The organism is Plantactinospora sp. B5E13 (genome assembly GCF_039871775.1).
Lineage (GTDB): Bacteria > Actinomycetota > Actinomycetes > Mycobacteriales > Micromonosporaceae > Plantactinospora.
Map to the genome: position 1 here is coordinate 29,108 of NZ_JBDPLT010000028.1, position 18,409 is coordinate 47,516.

The following is an 18,409-nucleotide window of genomic DNA, read 5'->3' on the forward strand; positions in this document are numbered from 1 at the left end:
GGGCGTCCACCGGGGTCAGGCCGGAACGATGTTGTGGTTGACCCGGAACAGGTTCAGCGGGTCGTACGCCTTCTTCACCGCCTGCAGCCGCTGGTACGTCTCCGCCGGGTAGGCGGTCGGCACCGTGGCCGGGGTGGCGTCGGCGGTGGAGAGGAAGTTGACGAAGCGTCGGCCGGTGTCCCAGGGCCGGACGGCGCCGATCAGCGTGTCGAGGTAGCCGGTGAACGCCTCGGCCTGGTCCGGCCCGCCGATCGCGACCGCGTACAGGCTGTAGCCGGCACCCCGGGTGTCGATCGGGTTCCCCGGTTCCGGACGCCGGTCCAGCGCGCCGCCGAGGTGCCGGATCTCGAGGATGGTCAGCGGGCTCGGCGTGTCCGGGCCGGCGAGCGTGACCAGGGTGTCGACCAGTTCCGGGGTGAACTCGCGCAGCAGGGCCGAGCGGTCGACGATTGGGATCGGCATCGGCGGGTCGTTGTGGATGGTGCCGATCTGCGGATAGGGCAGCTCGGCCACCGAGTCGATCAGTGTCGGTCCGAGTGCGCGCAGCGGCGCGACCAGCCGGGCACCCTCCTCGGCCGGTCCGACGTACCCGATCCGTACGTGCACCACGAGCTGACCACGCAGCGGTTCCGGCACCTCCGGGGCCGGCGGCAGCCGCAGCAGCGCGACCGACGAGGTCAGCTCGTCCGGCGCGGTCGCCGTCCAGCGGCCCCAGGCGACCAGCACCTCGGCGGCCCGGTCGCCGGGGAAGAAGAGCCCGCCGCCGTAGATCCGGGTGATCGGGAAGAGGTCGAACTCAAGCGCGGTCACCACGCCGAAGTTGCCCTTGCCGCCGCGCAGCGCCCAGAACAGCTCCGGCTCGGTGTCGGCGGTCACCTCCCGCAACTGGCCGTCCGCGGTGACCACGTCGATCGCGCGTACGTGGTCGGCGGCGTACCCGAAGGTGCGGCCGATCGGGCCGAGCCCGCCGCCGAGGGTGTATCCGACGGCGCCGACGGTGGTGGACGAACCGTTCAGCGGCGCCAAGCCGTGCCGGGCGGCCTCGTCGATGACCCGCTGCCAGCGCACCCCGGCGCCGACCCGGGCGGTACGCCGGTCGGTGTCGATCGTCACCGTCTCCATCCGCCGCGTGGTGACCAGCACCGCGCCGGTCGAGGCGAGCGCGGAGTGGCCGGTGGCGAGGATGGCGACCGGCAGGCCGTGGGCCGCCGCGAACCGTACCGCCGCCTGGACGTCCGTCGCGCCGGCGGCACCGACCACCAACGCCGGCCGGTGCGGTACGGCGAGGTTGTAGCCGGCGCATTCGGCGGCGTACCCCTCGTCGTCAGGGAGCAGGACCGGGCCCACGGTGTCGGCGGCGAGCTGGGCGACCGCGCCCGGCGCGAAGGATCCGGCACCATCTGACGGGAGAACAGTTGAACTCACGGAGGCTTGCCTTTCACTGCAACGGCCTATTCGCCACCATTGAAGCAGGAAATGGCGTTCCCGCTGCCGAGACGAGCCTCACAAGGTTGGCTAACCAGAGGTCTTAACGGCCCGTTCAAAATTGTTGTGCGGCGGCTCCACCCGCGCTTGGCGGTGGTGCGTGGACGCCGCCCGGCGGGCGCGTAACGCGCCTGCCTTATGACGATTCCCACAGGCTTCCATGGCGCACCAGCGCCGCCGTCCCGGCCGTGACGTGTCCACGAATATCAGATAACAGTCGGGGGAGCCGCACTCCCGGATGCGCCCGGCCAGGTCGCCGGTGAAGAGCCGGATCGCGTCGCGCGCGATCGTGGAGAGCACCGCGTTGCCGTCGGCCGGGGTCAGCCAGGTCTGGTCGCCGTCCGGGGTGGCCTGCGGGACCAGTGGTGCCGGGCGGGCGATCTGGTTGATCTCGGCCAGGTCGTCGGCCTGCCGGCGTCCGGTACGGGCGCTGTCGCGGCCGAGCCGCCACAGCGCGTTCCGGAGCCGGTGCGCCGTCCGGAGCTGGTCGGCGCTGACGTGGACGGTCGCCGGGTCCAGCCGCAGGCGGGAGAGTCGGAGCCATTCGGCCAGGTCGGCCGGCTGGTGGAGGACCTCGTAGCGGGCCAGCACCCCCGGCCCGCCGGTGGTCAGGAACTCCAGGCACAACGCACCGGGGTCGAACAGGTACGCGACGCCCTCCGGGGTGCGCAGGGTCAGCCCTGCGGCGGTCGGCGTCATGTGGTTACTGTAGTCGCCGTGCGTACCGGTTGAACCGGTACGCGTGGGTGGGGTGGCGGGACCCGTCCGGTCGTCAGGCTCGGAACTCCCGCGGCCGAATCCACCCGCCCCATGTCCGATCAGTTGGTGTCAGCGTGCGGAAAGGCGATCCAAACGGAATCCGGGAAAGGCGCGGACGAGATCGGAATGAAGCTCGATGTCCGCGACCATATCCAGAGGTATTTGATCCCCGCGCCATGGACACACAAGACCTGGACCGGATTCACGCCGGTTGACCGACAACGGTTGGCCGTCGGAATGACCGCCGATCTCTTTCCGGTGGACCGTCGATCCGGACAGTAGGTCCGCGTATCACCCGGAGGTGACCGAATGAGCCGGGACCACGAAGGTGAACAGGCCGTCCAACGGATGGCCGGCGAGGGCGGCCCCGGATGGGGCTCGTCCATGTTCGACGCGGACGTCGGCGCCTTCGCCGGCCTCGTCCGGCAGCAGCGCCTGGTCGCGCTCTCCGGTGCGGACGCCGAGGGGAACCTCTGGTGTACGACCCTCGCCGGCGACGAGGGGTTCGTCGACAGCCCCGACCGCCGGACCCTGGTGGTCCACGCCCTGCCGCCGGTCGGTGACCCACTGCGGGACGCCTTCGTCGAGCCCGGGGACTTCGGCATGGTCGTCCTCTCGCCGCAGACCCTGCTCGGGTGAAGGTGGCCGGCACCGTCCACCGGGACGGGGACCGCCTGGTGCTGCGGACGGAACAGGTGGTCGGCAACTCGTTTTTCATGACGCTCGGGAACATCCACCTCGATCCCCGGTGCGGACTGGTCTTCCTGGACTGGGAGACCGGTCGCAGCCTGCAGTTGAGCGGGACCGGGCGGATCAACTGGGATCCGGGGCAGGTCGACCGGTTCCCGGGGGCCCGGCGGGTGGTCGAGTTCACCGTCGACCACGTGGTCGACATCGAGGCGGCCAGCCCGCTGCGGTGGCGACTCGAGGCGTACTCGCGGCTCAACCCGCCGGCACCGGCCGGCGCGTTCCCCGGGGAGCCGCACCCGGCGGGAGCGTCCGGCCCGACGTCGCGCTGAACGGCGTCCCGTGGTCCGCCGCCGGCCCGGGCGGCCCCCGCGCTCCTTCCACGCGGGTGGCCGCCCGGGCCGGCACTCAGGCGGTCACCTCGAACGTGTCGTTGTGGATCACGCGGTTGCTCTCGTAGAAGCGGTTCAGTTCGTTGCCTCCGCTGCTGTTCTCGAAGGCCGGGATGTAGCAGGCGTTCCACCCGCCGCTGTCACCGGGCTGCCGGATGTCCAACCAGCCGACCTGGCAGCCGCTGAAGGTCCGCCCGTACGTGTGTCCGCCGGTGAAGGCGCCCTGCCGGGTCGACCGGAACGGGTACTCGTCGCAGCTGTATCCGTCCGGCGCCCGGTACTGGCCGGGGCAGGCCCGGTTGTGGTTCTGGGTCTGGTCGAACGAGTCGGTGGTCCGGGTCAGGATCCGGGGCAGGTTGTGCTCGAGTGCCATCCGGATGTGCTGCCGGTAACTGCCGTTGGCCGGGCTCGGGGTGTAGACCGGCCGGACCGACGGATAGACGCAGCCCGGCTGGTTCCATCCGGGTATCGCGTTGTCGCAGCGGAACTCCGGACTCGACGCGCCGACCGCGTTGGAGAACTGCGGATTCCAGGTGGCGTTGAGGAAGTAGTAGTAGAGCATCATCGAGGCCTGGTGGACGGCGCCGGGCGCGGTGGCGGTCGTGCCCGCGTTCAGGATGAAGTTCGCCTGCGCCCCGACGTAGTCGAAGCGCTGGGTGCCGCCGCCGGTGAACCCGCTGCAGCCGTACTCGCAGTAGCCCTCGTGGGTGATGTAGGTGCCGGCGACCTGGCCCAGCAGACCGGTGGCCCGCACCGTGACGTTGTACCGGGGCCGGCCGTCGATCGACCCCAGGTCCGCCATGAACGTGGTGGTCATGTCGATGATGCCGACCAGCGCCCCGGACGGGACGAGGAAGACGTAGAGCGTGACGGGTGCGGTGGCGCAGGCGCCGAACCGGGCGAACTCCCAGGCACCGTTGCCGCAGTTGACCGCGGTGGTGCCGGCGCCGGACGGCGCGGTCTTGGTGGGCGCCGCCTCGCGGGTCAGCTCACCCATCTCGACACAGATCGCGGTGCCGCCCCCGGCCGTGGCCCGGGTGGCGGCCTTCGCGAGTTCCGGCGCGCAGCTGTCGGGCAGCGACCGGTGCGACAGGGCGGGGTCGGCGGGCGCTGCCGAGGCCGGTCGCCCCGGCAGCAGGGCCACGGCGCACGCCACGGCCGCGGCCAGCGCGAGCAGGCGCCGTCGTACGGTGGGATCGAGCATTCGTCCTCCTCAGGCTCGGTGGCGCCGCCGGCCGGAGGAGTCCCGACGGGCGGCTGGCCCGCAACCTACTGAGGCGGATTGGACGGCCACTGGAGCCGGACTGGACGCCATCGCCCCCGTACCCGGTCATTTCTCTCCATGTCGCGCCACGGCCACAATCCTGCGGTATCACCCCGAAAGTCGGGCATACTACGCGGGTGACGCCGGTATGTCGGAACGGTTTCTCCCCGGTCGACGGAGCCGAGGTCATCCACCGGGGCGTTTGCCCCGAATCTGTCGGGGCACAGCAACCGGTTGACAGAACAAGCAAGCGACGGACAGGAGAAGGATCGACGTGCCCGAGCACGGCAGCGAGAGCGAGAACCCGGCAATCCCCTCCCCGACTCCGAAGCGGAGCCGACCGAGGGCCAACCAGGACTGGTGGCCCAACCAGCTGAACCTCCAGGTGCTCCACCAGCACTCACCCCGGGCCAACCCGTTGGGCGAGTCCTTCGACTACCGGGAGGAGTTCAAGAAGCTCGACGTCGAGGCCCTGAAGCGGGATGTCATCGAGGTGATGACCACCTCGCAGGACTGGTGGCCGGCGGACTACGGCCACTACGGACCGTTGTTCATCCGGATGAGCTGGCACTCCGCCGGAACGTACCGCATCGAGGACGGTCGGGGTGGCGGCGGTGACGGCGCCCAACGCTTCGCCCCGCTCAACAGCTGGCCCGACAACGCCAACCTGGACAAGGCCCGCAGACTGCTCTGGCCGGTCAAGCAGAAGTACGGCCGGAAGATCTCCTGGGCGGATCTGCTGGTCTTCGCCGGCAACTGCGCCCTCGAGTCGATGGGCTTCAGGACCTTCGGGTTCGGCTTCGGGCGCGAGGACGTCTGGGAACCCGAGGAGATCTTCTGGGGACCCGAGGACACCTGGCTCGGCGACGAACGCTACAGCGGAGACCGGGAACTCGCCGCTCCGCTCGGCGCCGTGCAGATGGGACTGATCTACGTCAACCCGGAGGGGCCGAACGGCACCCCCGACCCGCTGGCCGCCGCCCGGGACATCCGCGAGACGTTCCGCCGGATGGCGATGAACGACGAGGAGACGGTCGCCCTGATCGCCGGCGGACACACCTTCGGCAAGACCCACGGCGCCGCCCGCGCCGACGAGTACGTCGGACCCGAGCCCGAGGGCGCCCCGCTCGAGGAGCAGGGTCTGGGCTGGCGGAACAGCTACGGCACCGGCAAGGGCGCCGACACCATCACCAGCGGACTCGAGGGCGCCTGGACCCCCACCCCGACCACCTGGGACAACAGCTTCTTCGAAACCCTCTTCGGGTACGAGTGGGAGGTCTGCGAGAGTCCGGCCGGCGCGAAACAGTGGAAGCCGAAGAGCGGTGCCGGGGCGGACGCCGTACCCGCCGCCCACGACCCCTCGGTCCGGTACGCCCCGATGATGGCGACCACCGACCTCGCGTTGCGGGTCGACCCGGTCTACGAACCGATCTCCCGACGGTTCATGGCCAACCCGGACCAGTTCGCGGACGCCTTCGCCCGCGCCTGGTACAAGCTGCTGCACCGGGACATGGGCCCGGTCACCCGCTACCTCGGTCCCTGGGTGCCGGAACCGCAACTGTGGCAGGACCCGGTCCCGCCGGTCGACCACGAACTGGTCACCGACGCGGAGATCGCCGCCCTGACCGATGCCGTGCTCGGGTCCGGGCTCTCCGTCCCGCAACTGGTCTTCACCGCCTGGGCGTCGGCGGCGAGCTTCCGCGGCACCGACCTGCGCGGCGGGGCCAACGGGGCGCGGATCCGCCTGCAACCGCAGCGCGACTGGGAGGTCAACGAACCGGCCGTGCTCGCCACCGTGCTGCCGGCCCTGGAACGGATCCAGCGGGAGTTCAACACCTCGCGATCCGACGGCCGACGGATCTCGCTCGCCGACCTGATCGTCCTGGCCGGATCCGCCGCGGTCGAGCAGGCGGCCCGCAACGCCGGCTACGAGGTCACCGTCCCGTTCGCGCCGGGGCGTACCGACGCCACCCAGGAACAGACCGACGTGGCGTCGTTCGCCGTCCTCGAACCGCGGGCGGACGGGTTCCGCAACTATCTGCGGGCCGGACAGAAACTCTCCCCGGAGACCCTGCTGCTGGACCGGGCCAACCTGTTGACGCTGACGGCGCCCGAGATGACCGTCCTGGTCGGCGGTCTGCGGACGTTGAACGCGAACCTGGGGCAGCTGCCCCACGGCGTGCTCACCGACCGGCCCGGCGCGTTGACGAACGACTTCTTCGTGCACCTGCTCGACCCGGACATCGAGTGGAAGGCCAGCGCCTCGACCGAGAACGTGTACGAGGGTCGCCGCCGTACCACCGGCGAACCGCGCTGGACCGCCACCGCCGTCGACCTCGTCTTCGGTGCGAACTCCCAGCTCCGGGCCATCGCCGAGGTCTACGCCAGTGCCGACGGGCAGGAGAAGTTCGTCCAGGACTTCGTCGCCGCCTGGGTCAAGGTGATGAACCTGGACCGTTTCGACCTCCGCTGACCCACGGCCGCCCCGGGCAGTCACCACTGTCCGGGGCGGCCTCCGACCCGACCGGCGGTGCGGGCCACCGAGCCGTGGCGCCCGCACCGCCGGCTTCGCTCTCAGCCGGAGAGGGCGAACGGAATGGTGACCGTCGACTGGGCGCCCTGGGCGGCGGTCGCGTCGACCCGCAGCGTGGTCGGTGCCGAGCCGATCGCGTTCCAGACCTCCAGACGGACGCAGCCGCGGTTCAACGCGGCGAAGCCACCCGAGACGCTGCGTATCCCGGCTGCCTGGGTGTAGAGCTCGGTGCCGGGCAACGGGTCGGTGGCGAAGTAGGCGTACGTCTCGGTCCGGCCGTAACTGCCGGAGCCGGTGAAGTCGTACGAGATCCGGGCCTGCACCCCGGCCCCGACGGCGGTGCCCGCGTCGACGTGCAGCGCGAAGCCCGTCGCCCCACCGGCCTGGTACGTCCCGGTCAACCCGCACAGCCGGTGGGTGACCGGGTTGCTCGGGGTGCCGTCGTGGTTGCCGTTCGCGGCGGGCAGGGTGACCGTGCCGGCCCCGGTGCCCGGGCTGCCGGACAGTGCCCCGCCGGACCGGACGAAGAGCCGGTTGCTGGTGGTCGGCGGTCCGGTCGGCGTCGGCGTGGGGGTGGGGGTTGGCGTGGGGGTGGGGGTCGGCGTCGGGTTCGACGGGCCGCCGCCGGCGTTCCCGCCGCTCCAGGTGTGCGCCCCGGTGGTGGCGGTACGGCCGGCCGGCACGGTCAGGGTCCGACCGTCGGAGAAGGTCACCGTGATCGGGTTACCCGTGATGTTCGAGGCCACGTAGGTCCGCGCCCCGCCCCGGGTGAAGACCGCGTAGAGCGGGGTGTTCGCGGTGACCGTGGTGTCGACCTGGCCGAGCGCCGCCAGGTTGCGCAGCCAGTGGAAGGTGTGGGCGCGGCTCTCGCCCTCCTCCGGCGGATATCCCGGGTTGGCGCGGAAGGCGGCCAACGCCGCGTCCGGGTCGCCCAGCGCCCGGAACGACCACAGGATGTCCTGCCACACCGTCGGCGGCCCGCCGTTGTTGGTGACCAGCTCGGACCAGTTGGTGTTGACGTAGGCCGGCCGGTAGCCGAGATAGAGCGAACCACCGGTGATCGGCAGCATGTTGATGCCCTGGATCATCTCCGGTTCGGCGCTGAACCAGGTCGCGTACGCCCCGCCGTCGCCCCAGACCATGCCGACCGTGCGGTGCCCGAACGCGGCCGGGAAGTTCTGGTCGGCCGAGTCGAACCAGTACTCCTGGATCGCCTGCGCCTGGGTGGTGTAGATGAACAAGCCGGCGTCCCGGACGGCGGTGTTGCCGGTGGCCAGTCCCCACTGGATCAGCGCGCTGGCGAAGTTCATCCCCTCCGAGGACGACTCCTGGTTGTTGCCGGCACCGAACGAGCCGTGCCCGGAGGCCCAGTCGTGTCCCGCGTAGATGTCGAAGTCCCGCAGGAACGGGAACATCGGATCGGCCCGGTTGATCCCGTTGGCGTCCCGGATCAGCAGGTCCACCATGCCGCCGTACCGGTCGGCGGCGGCCCAGCCCGGGTCGAACCTGGCCAGCGTGGCGGCGGCCGCGATGTAGTAGCCGTAGTGGAAGTGGTGGTCGTTCAGCTCCTGGTCCGAGCCGTACGACGCCGGGTAGCCGACAAGCGTTCCCCAGGCCCGGTCGTAGTGGAACAGCCGTCCGGTCTCGCCCGGGGAGGCGGTGAACCAGTCGGTCAGCCGGGTCCGGATCGCGTTCAGCAGCAGGTCCCGTTGGGCGGTCCGGCCGAGCAGGTCGGCGATCTCGGCGAGCCGGGCGGCCCGGCCCAGCCCCTTGCCGGTCCAGTAGGTGTCGTTGCCGAATCCGGCCAGCGGGTCACCGGTGGCGGCCTGGTCCAGGTAGCCGCCGAGGGTGGCCAGGTCGGCGCCGCCGGAGGTGGCCACGGCGGGCAGTTCGGGCAGGATCCCGTGGTAGCGGATCGCGGTGCCGAACGAGCCGATCCCGACCAGGGTGCGCAGCGGACCGCGCGGCGAGACGTACGTCTGGGGGATCGGCGAGCCGCCGGAGAGGTTCTTCCACTGGTGCGGGTAGAGCGCGGCGACGGTGTTCCGTTCGGTGCCCTCCCGGGCGGTGGTGGTCAGCGTGTACGTGCTGTGTACCGTGCTGGTCGCCGGGTCGAACCGCCAGTCGACCCGGGTGCCGGTGACGTGCGCGTGGGCGTACCGGCCGTAGCTGTCGGCCAGGGCGGCCCGGTCGGCGGCCGGGGTGCCGGTGGTGGTGGGGAGCAGGGCGACGGAGAGGTAACCCCGGCCGGCCAGGGTGGAGGTGACGGTGTTCCCACTGACCGTCCACGTCGCGCCGCTCGGGGCGTACGCCATGTAGTCGTGGCCCCGGACGGTGAACCCGATCCGGTTGCCGCTGTTGCTCCAGACCGTCGGTGTCGCACCGAAGCCGAGCTGGGCGTTGCCGCCGGTGACCTGGGCGTAGACGAACGGCAGGCCGTGTCCGATGGTGGCCCGCAGGCTGCGGCTGCCGTCGGACCACCAGGGCGAGACGGTCCAGTCGGTCCAGCCGTCCACCAGGACGTCGGGGGCGTTCAGGCCGGTCATCCCGAGGGTGAACTCGGTGCTGTACGGGTAGTGGTACTCGCCGACCGTGGTGGGGGTGCCGGAGACGGTGGCGGTGGTGGGGTAGCCGACGCCGAGCCCGCCGGCCGCCGGCTGGAAGGACATCGGGTGGGCGTGCAGCGGCGGGGACCAGGCGCAGTCGGTGCGCTTGAACAGCAGCGCCGACCACCAGTCGTTGGTCGGCACGGCGCTGGCGGGGGCGTTGGCGGTGACGTACCGCCGGGGGTTGGTGGCGAGGTCGGCGCAGCCGGACGGGCCGGCGGCGCCGGCGGGGCGGGCGGTGGTGTAGCTGCCGGCGCCGAGCGGGTCGGCGCCGGCGCCACCGGGCGCGGCGAGGGTGACGGCGACGACGGTGAGGGCGACGGTGACGGCTGCGGCGGCGAGCGCGACCAGGCGGCGGCCTGGCCGGTGGGGACGGATCATGATGCCTCCGGGCGGGGCGGCACGGTCGGGAGGACTTCCCGGCTATTGCTGGATTGTTGCGGAAAGGCCAGCAAAGACACAGAGATCCGTCGATTCGGTGCCCTGATTTTCACATCCGGACAACCGCCCCGAATTTCGGTAATCCCGCCACCCGGACCCCGTCCAGGCCCGCCCGCCGCCCCGTAGGCGGCGATGTTGCCGCTACCGGCAGTCGCCTATGCTGGTGCGGTGGGTGAGCCGGCGGAGGATCTGGGCCGCCTCGAGGCCTTCACCTACCTGACCGTGCCCGAGCGCGCGGTCTACCTCGCCATCATGCGCCGGTTCACCTCCTCCCTGATGACGGATCTCTCCGCTCAGCAGGTAGTCGAGGAACTCGCCGCCCAGGGCGTCGACCTTTCCCTCGACACCGCGGTCAGCCGGTTGAACCAACTTGTCGGCTGGGGCAATCTACTTCCGAGCTCGCACACCGTTCGGGTGAAGAGCATCGAGGAGTACCGGCGGGCCCGGTCCCGCTACCAACTGTCGCCGCTCGGGGAACGGGTACAGCGGCAGGCGGACGAGGTGCTGTCGAGCGTCGACGCCGCCCGGGAGATCAGCCGGGAGTTGCTCGGGCTGATCGCCAACGGTCTGGGCGACCTGGCGGACCGTCTCGAACAGCCGGGCGGCCTCGATGCCGCCACCGCCCGGGAGACGGTCGCCACGATCTTCGCCCAGTTCTGGACGTTCCGTGACTCGGTGCGCGACTTCTACGCGTTTCTCGGCCAGGTGCTGGCCCGGTACGACCTGGACAGCGCGGAGTACCTCGGGTTCAAGGACCTTCTGCTCGACTACGTCGAGTCGATCACGGAGGAGATCGTCCTTCTCGCGCCGCGGATCGAACGTCACCTGCAGCGCCTCTGGCCATACCTGCCAGGGCTGTTGGCGGGCCTGAACGACGGCGGACTGGCCGGCGCCGCCGCCGACCTCGGTGTCGCAGTACACCGCAGCCGAGGACACGACGTTGCCGACTGGACCGCTTTGCGTGCCTGGTTCAGCGACCTCGACGGTCGCAGAAGCGAGGTGACCCAGCTCCGGGAGGCCACCATGCGGGCCCTGCAGTCCCTGCTCGCCAACGCGAAACGGATGGTCCGCTCCACCGGGCACGGCGCGTCCCGGCGTCGGGAGCTGCTGCGCCTGGCGAACTGGCTGGACAGCGCCGACGAGGAGACGGCGAACGACCTCTACACGTCGGCGTTCGGGCTCTACTCCGCCCGGCATCTTGGCATCGCCGCCGATCCGCAGCGGGTAGTACCCGCGACGGCCAGCTGGTGGTCGAGCCCTTCGGTGCACGTTCCCGTCGCACTACGGGACCGTGGAGTCCGGGCGCCGCGCGGCCGTGCCGCCCGGATCGCCGACCACCGCGCGCAGCAGCAGGCACTGGTCGCAAAGGCCGCGGCCATCCACGAACTGCGGGTCGCGGCGGCGGCGGAACTGCTGTCCGCCGCGCCGGACCTGGGTGCCGTGTACCTGTCCAGTCCGGCCGTGCATCTTCTGCTCGAACTGATGGCGCAGGCCCTCGGTGCCGGCGATCCTCTGCTGGGCAACGCCGTCACCGTGGTCGTCGACCTGAGTCTGCGTTGCGAGCTCCTCAGCAAACCGCGGAACGTGCTGACCCTGCGCTCGCCCGCCGGGAACTTCACCGCCCAGGACGTCGACATCTCGATCAGTCGCTTGGTGGACGCCGGTGGCTGACGAATCCGACATCGCGTTGGCGACCGAGCGACGCCGGGCGGTACGAGCCCTGCTGGCCTCGCCGCTGCTGCTGACCGACAACGACGATTTTGCACTGGTCCGTCGGCATGCCGAGTGGTTGAAGAGCTGGTTCGGCAACTTCCTCGGTTACCGGCTCGTCGTGGAGGCGGGTTTCGCTCGGCTCTTCAAGCCGGGTCTGGGCCCGGGGCGGGGGAGACCGTTGCTGCGGGCGACGGGACCTTTCACCCCACGCATGTACGCCTACCTCACGCTCGCCGTAGCGGTACTGCTCACCGGACCGGAGCAGGTGCTGCTGTCACAGCTCATCGCCGACGTGCGGTCGGCGGCGGTCGAGGCCGGCATCGGACTCGGCGACGCGCAGCGTCCCACCGAACGCCGTGCGCTCAGCGCCGCGCTTCGGCAGCTGGTGTCGTGGCAGGCACTGCGCGAGGAACAGGGCACGGTCGCCAGCTTCGCCGACACCGACGACGCCGAGGCACTGCTCACCGTGAACCGCGACATCGTCGCCCATCTGATGGCCACACCTCCGGGACGGGCCGCCACACCGGCGGACTTCCTCCGGAGCGCGGCCGAGCCGGGTCCGGGCGGGCCACGACACAGCGTGCGGCGGCGGCTGGTCGAGGAACCGGTGACGTACCTCGACGAGCTGACCGCCACGGAGCGCGCCTGGCTGCGCCGTGAGCAGCGGCGTGACGAGCGGTCCTTCCTGGAATACGCCGGTCTGCAGGCCGAGCTGCGCACCGAGGGGGCGGCCCTCGTGGACCCCGACGAGGAACTCAGCGATGTGCAGTTTCCCGGAGTCGGCACCGTGGCCCAGGCCGCATTGCTGACGATCGGGATGCTGGTCGAGCAGGTACGCCCTGCCACAGGACAGCTGACGATCGGGGCACCCGTACCGGCCGACACCCTGGACCGGATACTTGCCGATCTGACCGACCGGCACGGCCGACGGTGGGCGGGCCGGTACGTCGACGATCCACTGCTGCTGCGAGAGGCGGTCATCGCGTTGCTGACCAGCATGGGACTCTTGGCGCGTTCGGCGCCCACCGTCGCCGACACCGACTCAGACGAGACAGTAGCCGCCGAACGTGCGGTCGACGCCCGTGCGGCCCGGGGCGAGGCACCCGCTGGCACCCTGGTGCTACTCGCGGCGGCGGCCCGCTACGCCCCGAACGAGGCGGTACGGTCATGAGCCCGGCGGCGGTGGCGGCCAGCCGGGCGGAGACCACGCCGGAACATCCGTACCGGTATCGGCTGTACCGGGCCGGGATCTGCAACGTCTGGCAGTACGACGACCAGGTGTTCCAGTTCGAGGGCGGCCGGCTGCTGCTGCGTGGTAAGAACGGCGCCGGCAAGTCGAAGGCCCTCGAACTGCTCCTGCCGTTCCTGTTGGACGGCGACGCCAAGCGTCTGGACGCCACAGGCGCCGGCCGTACCACCTTCCGCTGGTTGATGGGTGAGGGTGCCAGCGGGGTGAACCGGCAGGGGTACGTCTGGCTGGAGCTCCGGCGAGTCGACGAGCACGGTTCGGCACAGTTTCTGACGCTGGGGGCGATTGTTCGATGGTCGTCCTCGACCAGCGAGGCGCGACTCACCTACTTCATCACCCCGCTGCGTGTCGGTGTCGACGTCGACCTGGTGGTGGACCGGCAACCCGTGCCCATCGAGCGGCTACGGGAGATGCTGGGCGAGTCGGCCCTGCTGGGTAGCGCCCGGGACTACCGTGCCCGGGTGGGTCGTGAACTCTTCGGAATCGGCGACCCCGGCCGGTACCGCAACCTCGTCCACCTGCTGTACCGGCTACGCCGCCCCACCATCGGCGACCGGATCGAAGCCGGACAGCTCACCACCGAACTGGGCGAAGCACTGCCGCCGGTCGACGATGACGTGCTCGACCCGGTCGCGCACAACCTCGACGACCTGGAAACCGTCCGCTCCGATCTGGGCAGGCTGGAAGCCACGCATTCGGCGCTGGCCGACCTGATGACGGCGTACCGCGGATATCTTCGCGGCGAGCTGCGTCGTCGGGTGGCGGCGGTCGACGAGGCCCTGTCCCAGCTCCGCGCCCAACGCCGCCAGGCGGGCCAGGCGGAGCGGGAGGTCGCGACGGCGTTCGAGGCGGAGCAGGCTGCCGCGGCCGAGGTCGAGCGCTGGGAGCACGAGGGGCGGCAGGCTCGTACCGAACTCGAGGCGCTCCGTGACAGCGCGGCGTACCGGGCCGTTCAGGAGCTGGGGCAGCGCCGCATCGCGGTACGGGCACTCGAGTCGGCGGCCCGATCCGCCGCGCACGCGGTGGACGCCGACCGGCAGACGTACACCGATGTCGCGGCGCGGCTTGTCGCGGAGACCGAACGGCTGGCGGCCACCGTCACCGAGTTGCGTGAGGACCACCGACGCATCCGTGGGCTCGCCGCCGAGTCGGGCCTGGACACCGCGCATCTCGGCGCGGTACCGGAACTACGTCGTACCGGTGTGCCGGCGGCCCCCTCGACCCAGGTTGTCGACCACCGCCTGGCGGCGCAGGAGTTCGGCGAGCATCGGGTGCGGGTCACCGCGGCAGAAGAAGCGGTGCGCGCCCGACGGACGGCGGTCGCCGACGTACGCCAGCGACTGGACGAGGCGGACGCGGCCGCCGTCGTCGCCGCGCGGGCGGAAGCCGACCGCGACCTGCTCGACGGGCAGCAGGGCGAGACCCAGGACCGGTTGACCGAGGTGACGAACAACCTCGTCGCGGCCGGCGGTGTCTTCGCGCGCGCCGTGCAGGAATGGATGGCACTGCCGGTTCTGGCCGACGCGGATCTCGTGGCGGTACGGGAGGTACTGCTCGGCGACGATCCGCTGCGGGCGGAGACGCCGGCCGAGGTCCGCGCGGCCGCCGAGGCCGCCCTGGCACCGCTGCGCGCGGCGGCTGAGCACCGGCGCGACAGCCTCCGGTCCCGGCGGGCAGAGCTCCAGGCCAGCATCGACGAGGTACGGGAGGAGCATGGTCGGTGGAGTGCGATGAGCGATCCGGAACCACCCCGGTCCCGGTTCCGGACCGACGTCCCGGCGCGTCCGGGCATCCCGCTGTACCGGCTGATCGATTTCGCCGATCACCTTGACGATCGGCAACGGGCTGGGATCGAGGCGGCGCTTGAGTCGAGCGGCCTGCTCGACGGAGTGTTCACCGAGGGCGCCGCGCTGCGGGACGCGGTCAGCGGCGAGGTGTTGCTGCGCCCCGGCCAGCCCGTCGCCGCACCCACCCTGCAGGAGGTGCTGGTGGTGGTGCCCGGAGCGGAACACGTGACGGCTCTGCTTCGCAGCATCGGCCTCGGACCGGCCACGAGCGCCGGCAGCTGGATCGCCGACGACGGCCGGTGGCAGCTCCATGTGGCCCACGGCGCCTGGACGAAACCGGCGGCGGAGTACGTCGGCGCGGCCAACCGCCAAGCCCTGCGCCGGCGGCGCCTCGCCGACCTGCGGGAACGCCTCGAGACCCTGGCATCCCGCCTCGCCGATGTCGACCGACAGCTCATCGGCAACGATCGTGAGCGCGACGCACTGGCCGCGGCAATGCGCGTCCTGCCTGACGGTGCCGAGCTGGTTCGGGCCTGGGCACGTCGGGACGAGGCGGAGTCCGCCGTGCACCGGCTCGCCCGCCAGGCGGCGGACGCGAGGCGTCGGGCCCGGGAGCTCCGCCGTGTCGCCGACGACCGCCGGGCCGCCGCACGCTCCGCGGCCGAGGCCCACCTGCTTCCCAGCGAGCGGGACGGGCTGAACGACATCGACCAGCGTCTGCGACAGCTCTCGGCAGAGCTACCCCGGCACGCCAGGTCGATCGGACAGTTCGCCGGCCAACTCGTGCCGTACGAGTCTCTGATCCAGCGGCGCGTCGAGGCGGCCGATCGGGTCACCAGCACCGCTGACGAGGCTCAGCGGGCGGCCGAGGCCCACGCTGCCGCGCAACAGGCGTTCGCCGTGCTCGAACGGTCACTCGAAGCCGAGCCTGCGGAGATTCACCGGCAGGAGTCCGCTGCCGAGGAGCGTCTCCACGGGGCCGACAACCAGTTGCCGGCTGCCCGCCGCGTCCACGAGCACGCCCGGGACCGTCGGGTCCGGGCCGAGGAGGCGCGAGACCAGGCCCGCAGACTGCTGACCGACCAGGAGCAGGTCGCCCTGGCCGCCGGCACCGCTCTGCCTCGGGTGCTGACCCTGCCCGGCGTTGGTCCCGCGCTGGCGCTGAACCGCGACGTGCCGGTGGAGTTGGGCACGGGCACGCCACCGGAGCGGATCCGGCAGCTGGATCAACTGGCCAGCCTGCTCCGCGACCTACTCGGCCGGCCTCAACGGGACCTCAGCGAGAACGCCCTGCACCAGCGCTACAACGATGTGCGCAGCAGACTGCCCGGCGGCTTCGACCTCATTTGGGAGGACCGGGACGGGGTCAAGGTCATAGAACTCGCCGACGACATTGGGCAACACCCGGCCGCGGTGGCGACCGGGCGTCTCGGCGCGGAGCTGGAGCAGAAGCGTTCTGCGGTCGCCGAGCGGGAGCGGCACGCGTTCGAGCGTTTCCTTCTCGGCGAGTTGGGGGACGCGCTGGCGCGGCAGATCCGTTCCGCCGAGAGCCTGGTGTCAGCCATGAACGCCACCCTCGCTGGGGTCCGTACCTCCCACGGGCTCGGCGCCCGGCTGGTCTGGACGTTGAGAGACGACGCGGACGCGGACGTCCGTACCGCCGTGGCCCTGCTCAGGACTCCGCTCGAGCTGCGGAGCCGGGACAACAACGATCGCCTGCGGGAGGCGCTCTCCCGCCGGGTCGAGGACGCGCGACGTGCGGACCCGTCCGCCGGTTACGCCGTGCACCTGCGTACGGCACTCGACTACCGCAGCTGGTTCGGCTTCACGGTCAGGGTCACCGACCAGGCCAACCCGGACCGCGAACGCACTCTGTCCGCGCGTACCGCTATGTCGCAAGGCGAGCAGCGGGTGGTGTCGTACCTGGTTCTGTTCGCCGCTGCCGCCGCGCATTTCACCTCCGTCGGAGACGCGTATCCGCAGGCTCCACGGCTGATCCTGCTCGACGACGCGTTCGCCAAGGTCGACGAGCCGACCCACGGTCGTCTGCTGGGCCTGTTGGTGGACCTCGACCTGGACGCCGTGCTGACGAGTGAACGGCTCTGGGGCTGCTTTCCGGAGGTGCCGTCGCTGGGTATCTACGAATGCCTCCGCGATCCCACCCAGCCCGGCGTCGCCACCCTGCACTTCCGCTGGGACGGCCGCCGCCGCACAGTGCTCACCTCATGATCCCGGTTGGTGCGCTCCAGTACCTGCGGTCGCCCGGGCTGCGACCGCTGTGGACGGCAGTACACGCTCGGCTGGTACGCAACGGTCGAAGAGTCGGCGGACGGGTGACCCTGAACGGGCTCGGCGACGAGGAACGCGAAGCCCTCGGCCGGCTTCTTGGCCAGCCGGTCGGTGCAGCGCACACGGTCACCCTTGCCGACCTCGATCAGCGGCTCTGGACGAGCGCCGCAGGAACCGGGCTGCTCGGAGTGGTGGAAGCGGTCGTCGGTCCCATTCCCGACCTACGCGTCGACGCCGCGACGGAGCGGGCACGGCGGGCGCTGCTGCGGGACCACGCCGACGCCGCCCTGATCGCCGCCGGCCTGGGTGACCGTCCCTGGACGTCCGAGTGGCTGGATCGGCTGTGGCGGCAGGGACTACCGGCCCGGCTACCAGCGGCGGAGGTACGCCGGGTAGTCAGCCAGGCAGCCACGACACTCGGGCTGACCGTGGGCGAGCACGCGCGTACCTGGTCTCGCGGCGAGTTGGCTCAGCTGGTTACCGGTAGCGCGCACGGGCTCGACGATGACAGCCCACTGACCCGCCTCGTCCTGCGAGGGCTCGCCCTCGCCCTCACCGGTACCCCCGACTACCCGTCGGGCGCGGTGGAACGCCGGGCCCTCTGGGATGCCGCCGGGGTGGCCAGCGACACCGTCGCCACGACGGTGCTCACCTACGGACTGCGTCCCCCGGGCGACGGTTGGCTTCGGAGCCGTGCCGACGCCGGCGCCGAGACACACCTGACACTGCGGGAGATCCGCCGTCTCACACCCCTGCGGCTGGCCCCACAGACCGTCTACGTGTGTGAGAATCCACGGGTCCTTGAGGCTGCGGCGGAGGCCGGTTCCAGTACGGCGATCATCTGCACGTTGGGAAATCCCAACACCGTGACGTTCGCTCTGCTCGACACCGTCATGGCATCGCCGGACGTGCATCTGCGCTACCACGGAGACTTCGACTGGCCCGGCATCGCTATCGCCGACCGCGTCATCCGGCGCTACCGCGCCCAGCCCTGGCAGTTCACGGCGGTCGATTATCAGCGGGCCGTGGCACAGGCCGTCGAGCGGGGAACGCCGAGGCAACCACTTGCCGGCCGCCCGCTGCCGACCCCGTGGGATCCGGTCCTCTCCCAGGTTATGGCGGAGACCGCCACGGCGATCCACGAGGAGGCGGTGATCGAGAGTCTGCTCGCCGACCTCGGGTGCACCGCGCGGTAACCGTGCCG

The 18,409-nt window shown here is 71.2% G+C and carries 11 protein-coding genes; 7 read left to right on the plus strand and 4 right to left on the minus strand.

The window, feature by feature from the left end; all coding sequences use genetic code 11:
* Positions 1 to 15 precede the first annotated feature (15 nt).
* A complete protein-coding gene (locus ABGB05_RS23440; protein WP_347655618.1) occupies positions 16 to 1,425 on the minus strand; it encodes an FAD-binding oxidoreductase in 1,410 nt (469 codons plus the stop codon).
* Between the two features lie 90 nt (positions 1,426 to 1,515).
* Positions 1,516 to 2,184: a CGNR zinc finger domain-containing protein gene (locus ABGB05_RS23445; protein WP_347655619.1), complete on the minus strand. Its 669-nt coding sequence runs from the start codon at positions 2,182 to 2,184 to the stop codon at positions 1,516 to 1,518.
* A gap of 369 nt (positions 2,185 to 2,553) precedes the next feature.
* Between ABGB05_RS23445 and ABGB05_RS23450 the strand changes: the two genes are divergently transcribed.
* Together ABGB05_RS23450 and ABGB05_RS23455 are read left to right on the plus strand one after the other, a co-directional pair.
* Entirely contained in the window at positions 2,554 to 2,883 is a 330-nt protein-coding gene (locus ABGB05_RS23450; RefSeq protein WP_347655620.1) for a hypothetical protein, read from the plus strand.
* Positions 2,880 to 3,263, plus strand: coding sequence for a pyridoxamine 5'-phosphate oxidase family protein (locus ABGB05_RS23455; RefSeq protein WP_347655621.1), 384 nt, complete (start codon positions 2,880 to 2,882; stop codon positions 3,261 to 3,263). The genes ABGB05_RS23450 and ABGB05_RS23455 overlap by 4 nt, the downstream gene beginning before the upstream one ends.
* Positions 3,264 to 3,339: 76 nt before the next feature.
* Here ABGB05_RS23455 and ABGB05_RS23460 read toward each other — a convergent pair whose 3' ends face one another.
* A complete protein-coding gene (locus ABGB05_RS23460) occupies positions 3,340 to 4,527 on the minus strand; it encodes a hypothetical protein (protein ID WP_347655622.1) in 1,188 nt (395 codons plus the stop codon).
* 334 nt (positions 4,528 to 4,861) lie between these two features.
* Here ABGB05_RS23460 and katG point away from each other — a divergent pair, with 334 nt between their 5' ends.
* On the plus strand, positions 4,862 to 7,060 hold the full coding sequence (katG, locus tag ABGB05_RS23465) for a catalase/peroxidase HPI (protein ID WP_347655623.1): 2,199 nt from the start codon (positions 4,862 to 4,864) through the stop codon (positions 7,058 to 7,060).
* Positions 7,061 to 7,161: 101 nt separating this feature from the next.
* Here the strand turns inward: katG and ABGB05_RS23470 are convergent, their stop codons facing one another.
* Positions 7,162 to 10,107: a glycosyl hydrolase gene (locus ABGB05_RS23470; protein ID WP_347655624.1), complete on the minus strand. Its 2,946-nt coding sequence runs from the start codon at positions 10,105 to 10,107 to the stop codon at positions 7,162 to 7,164.
* A gap of 228 nt (positions 10,108 to 10,335) precedes the next feature.
* On the opposite strand from ABGB05_RS23470, the gene ABGB05_RS23475 reads away from it, so the two are divergent.
* From ABGB05_RS23475 to ABGB05_RS23490, 4 genes are read left to right on the plus strand one after another with little or no spacing between them, the layout of a single operon-like run.
* Entirely contained in the window at positions 10,336 to 11,838 is a 1,503-nt protein-coding gene (locus ABGB05_RS23475; RefSeq protein ID WP_347655625.1) for a TIGR02677 family protein, read from the plus strand.
* Complete coding sequence (locus tag ABGB05_RS23480) at positions 11,831 to 13,051, plus strand: TIGR02678 family protein (RefSeq protein WP_347655626.1); 1,221 nt, start codon at positions 11,831 to 11,833, stop codon at positions 13,049 to 13,051. Before ABGB05_RS23475 ends, ABGB05_RS23480 begins: the two co-directional genes overlap by 8 nt.
* Positions 13,048 to 17,145, plus strand: coding sequence for a TIGR02680 family protein (locus ABGB05_RS23485; RefSeq protein ID WP_347655627.1), 4,098 nt, complete (start codon positions 13,048 to 13,050; stop codon positions 17,143 to 17,145). Before ABGB05_RS23480 ends, ABGB05_RS23485 begins: the two co-directional genes overlap by 4 nt.
* Positions 17,142 to 18,401: a TIGR02679 family protein gene (locus ABGB05_RS23490; RefSeq protein ID WP_347655628.1), complete on the plus strand. Its 1,260-nt coding sequence runs from the start codon at positions 17,142 to 17,144 to the stop codon at positions 18,399 to 18,401. Before ABGB05_RS23485 ends, ABGB05_RS23490 begins: the two co-directional genes overlap by 4 nt.
* The last annotated feature ends 8 nt before the right edge of the window (positions 18,402 to 18,409 follow it).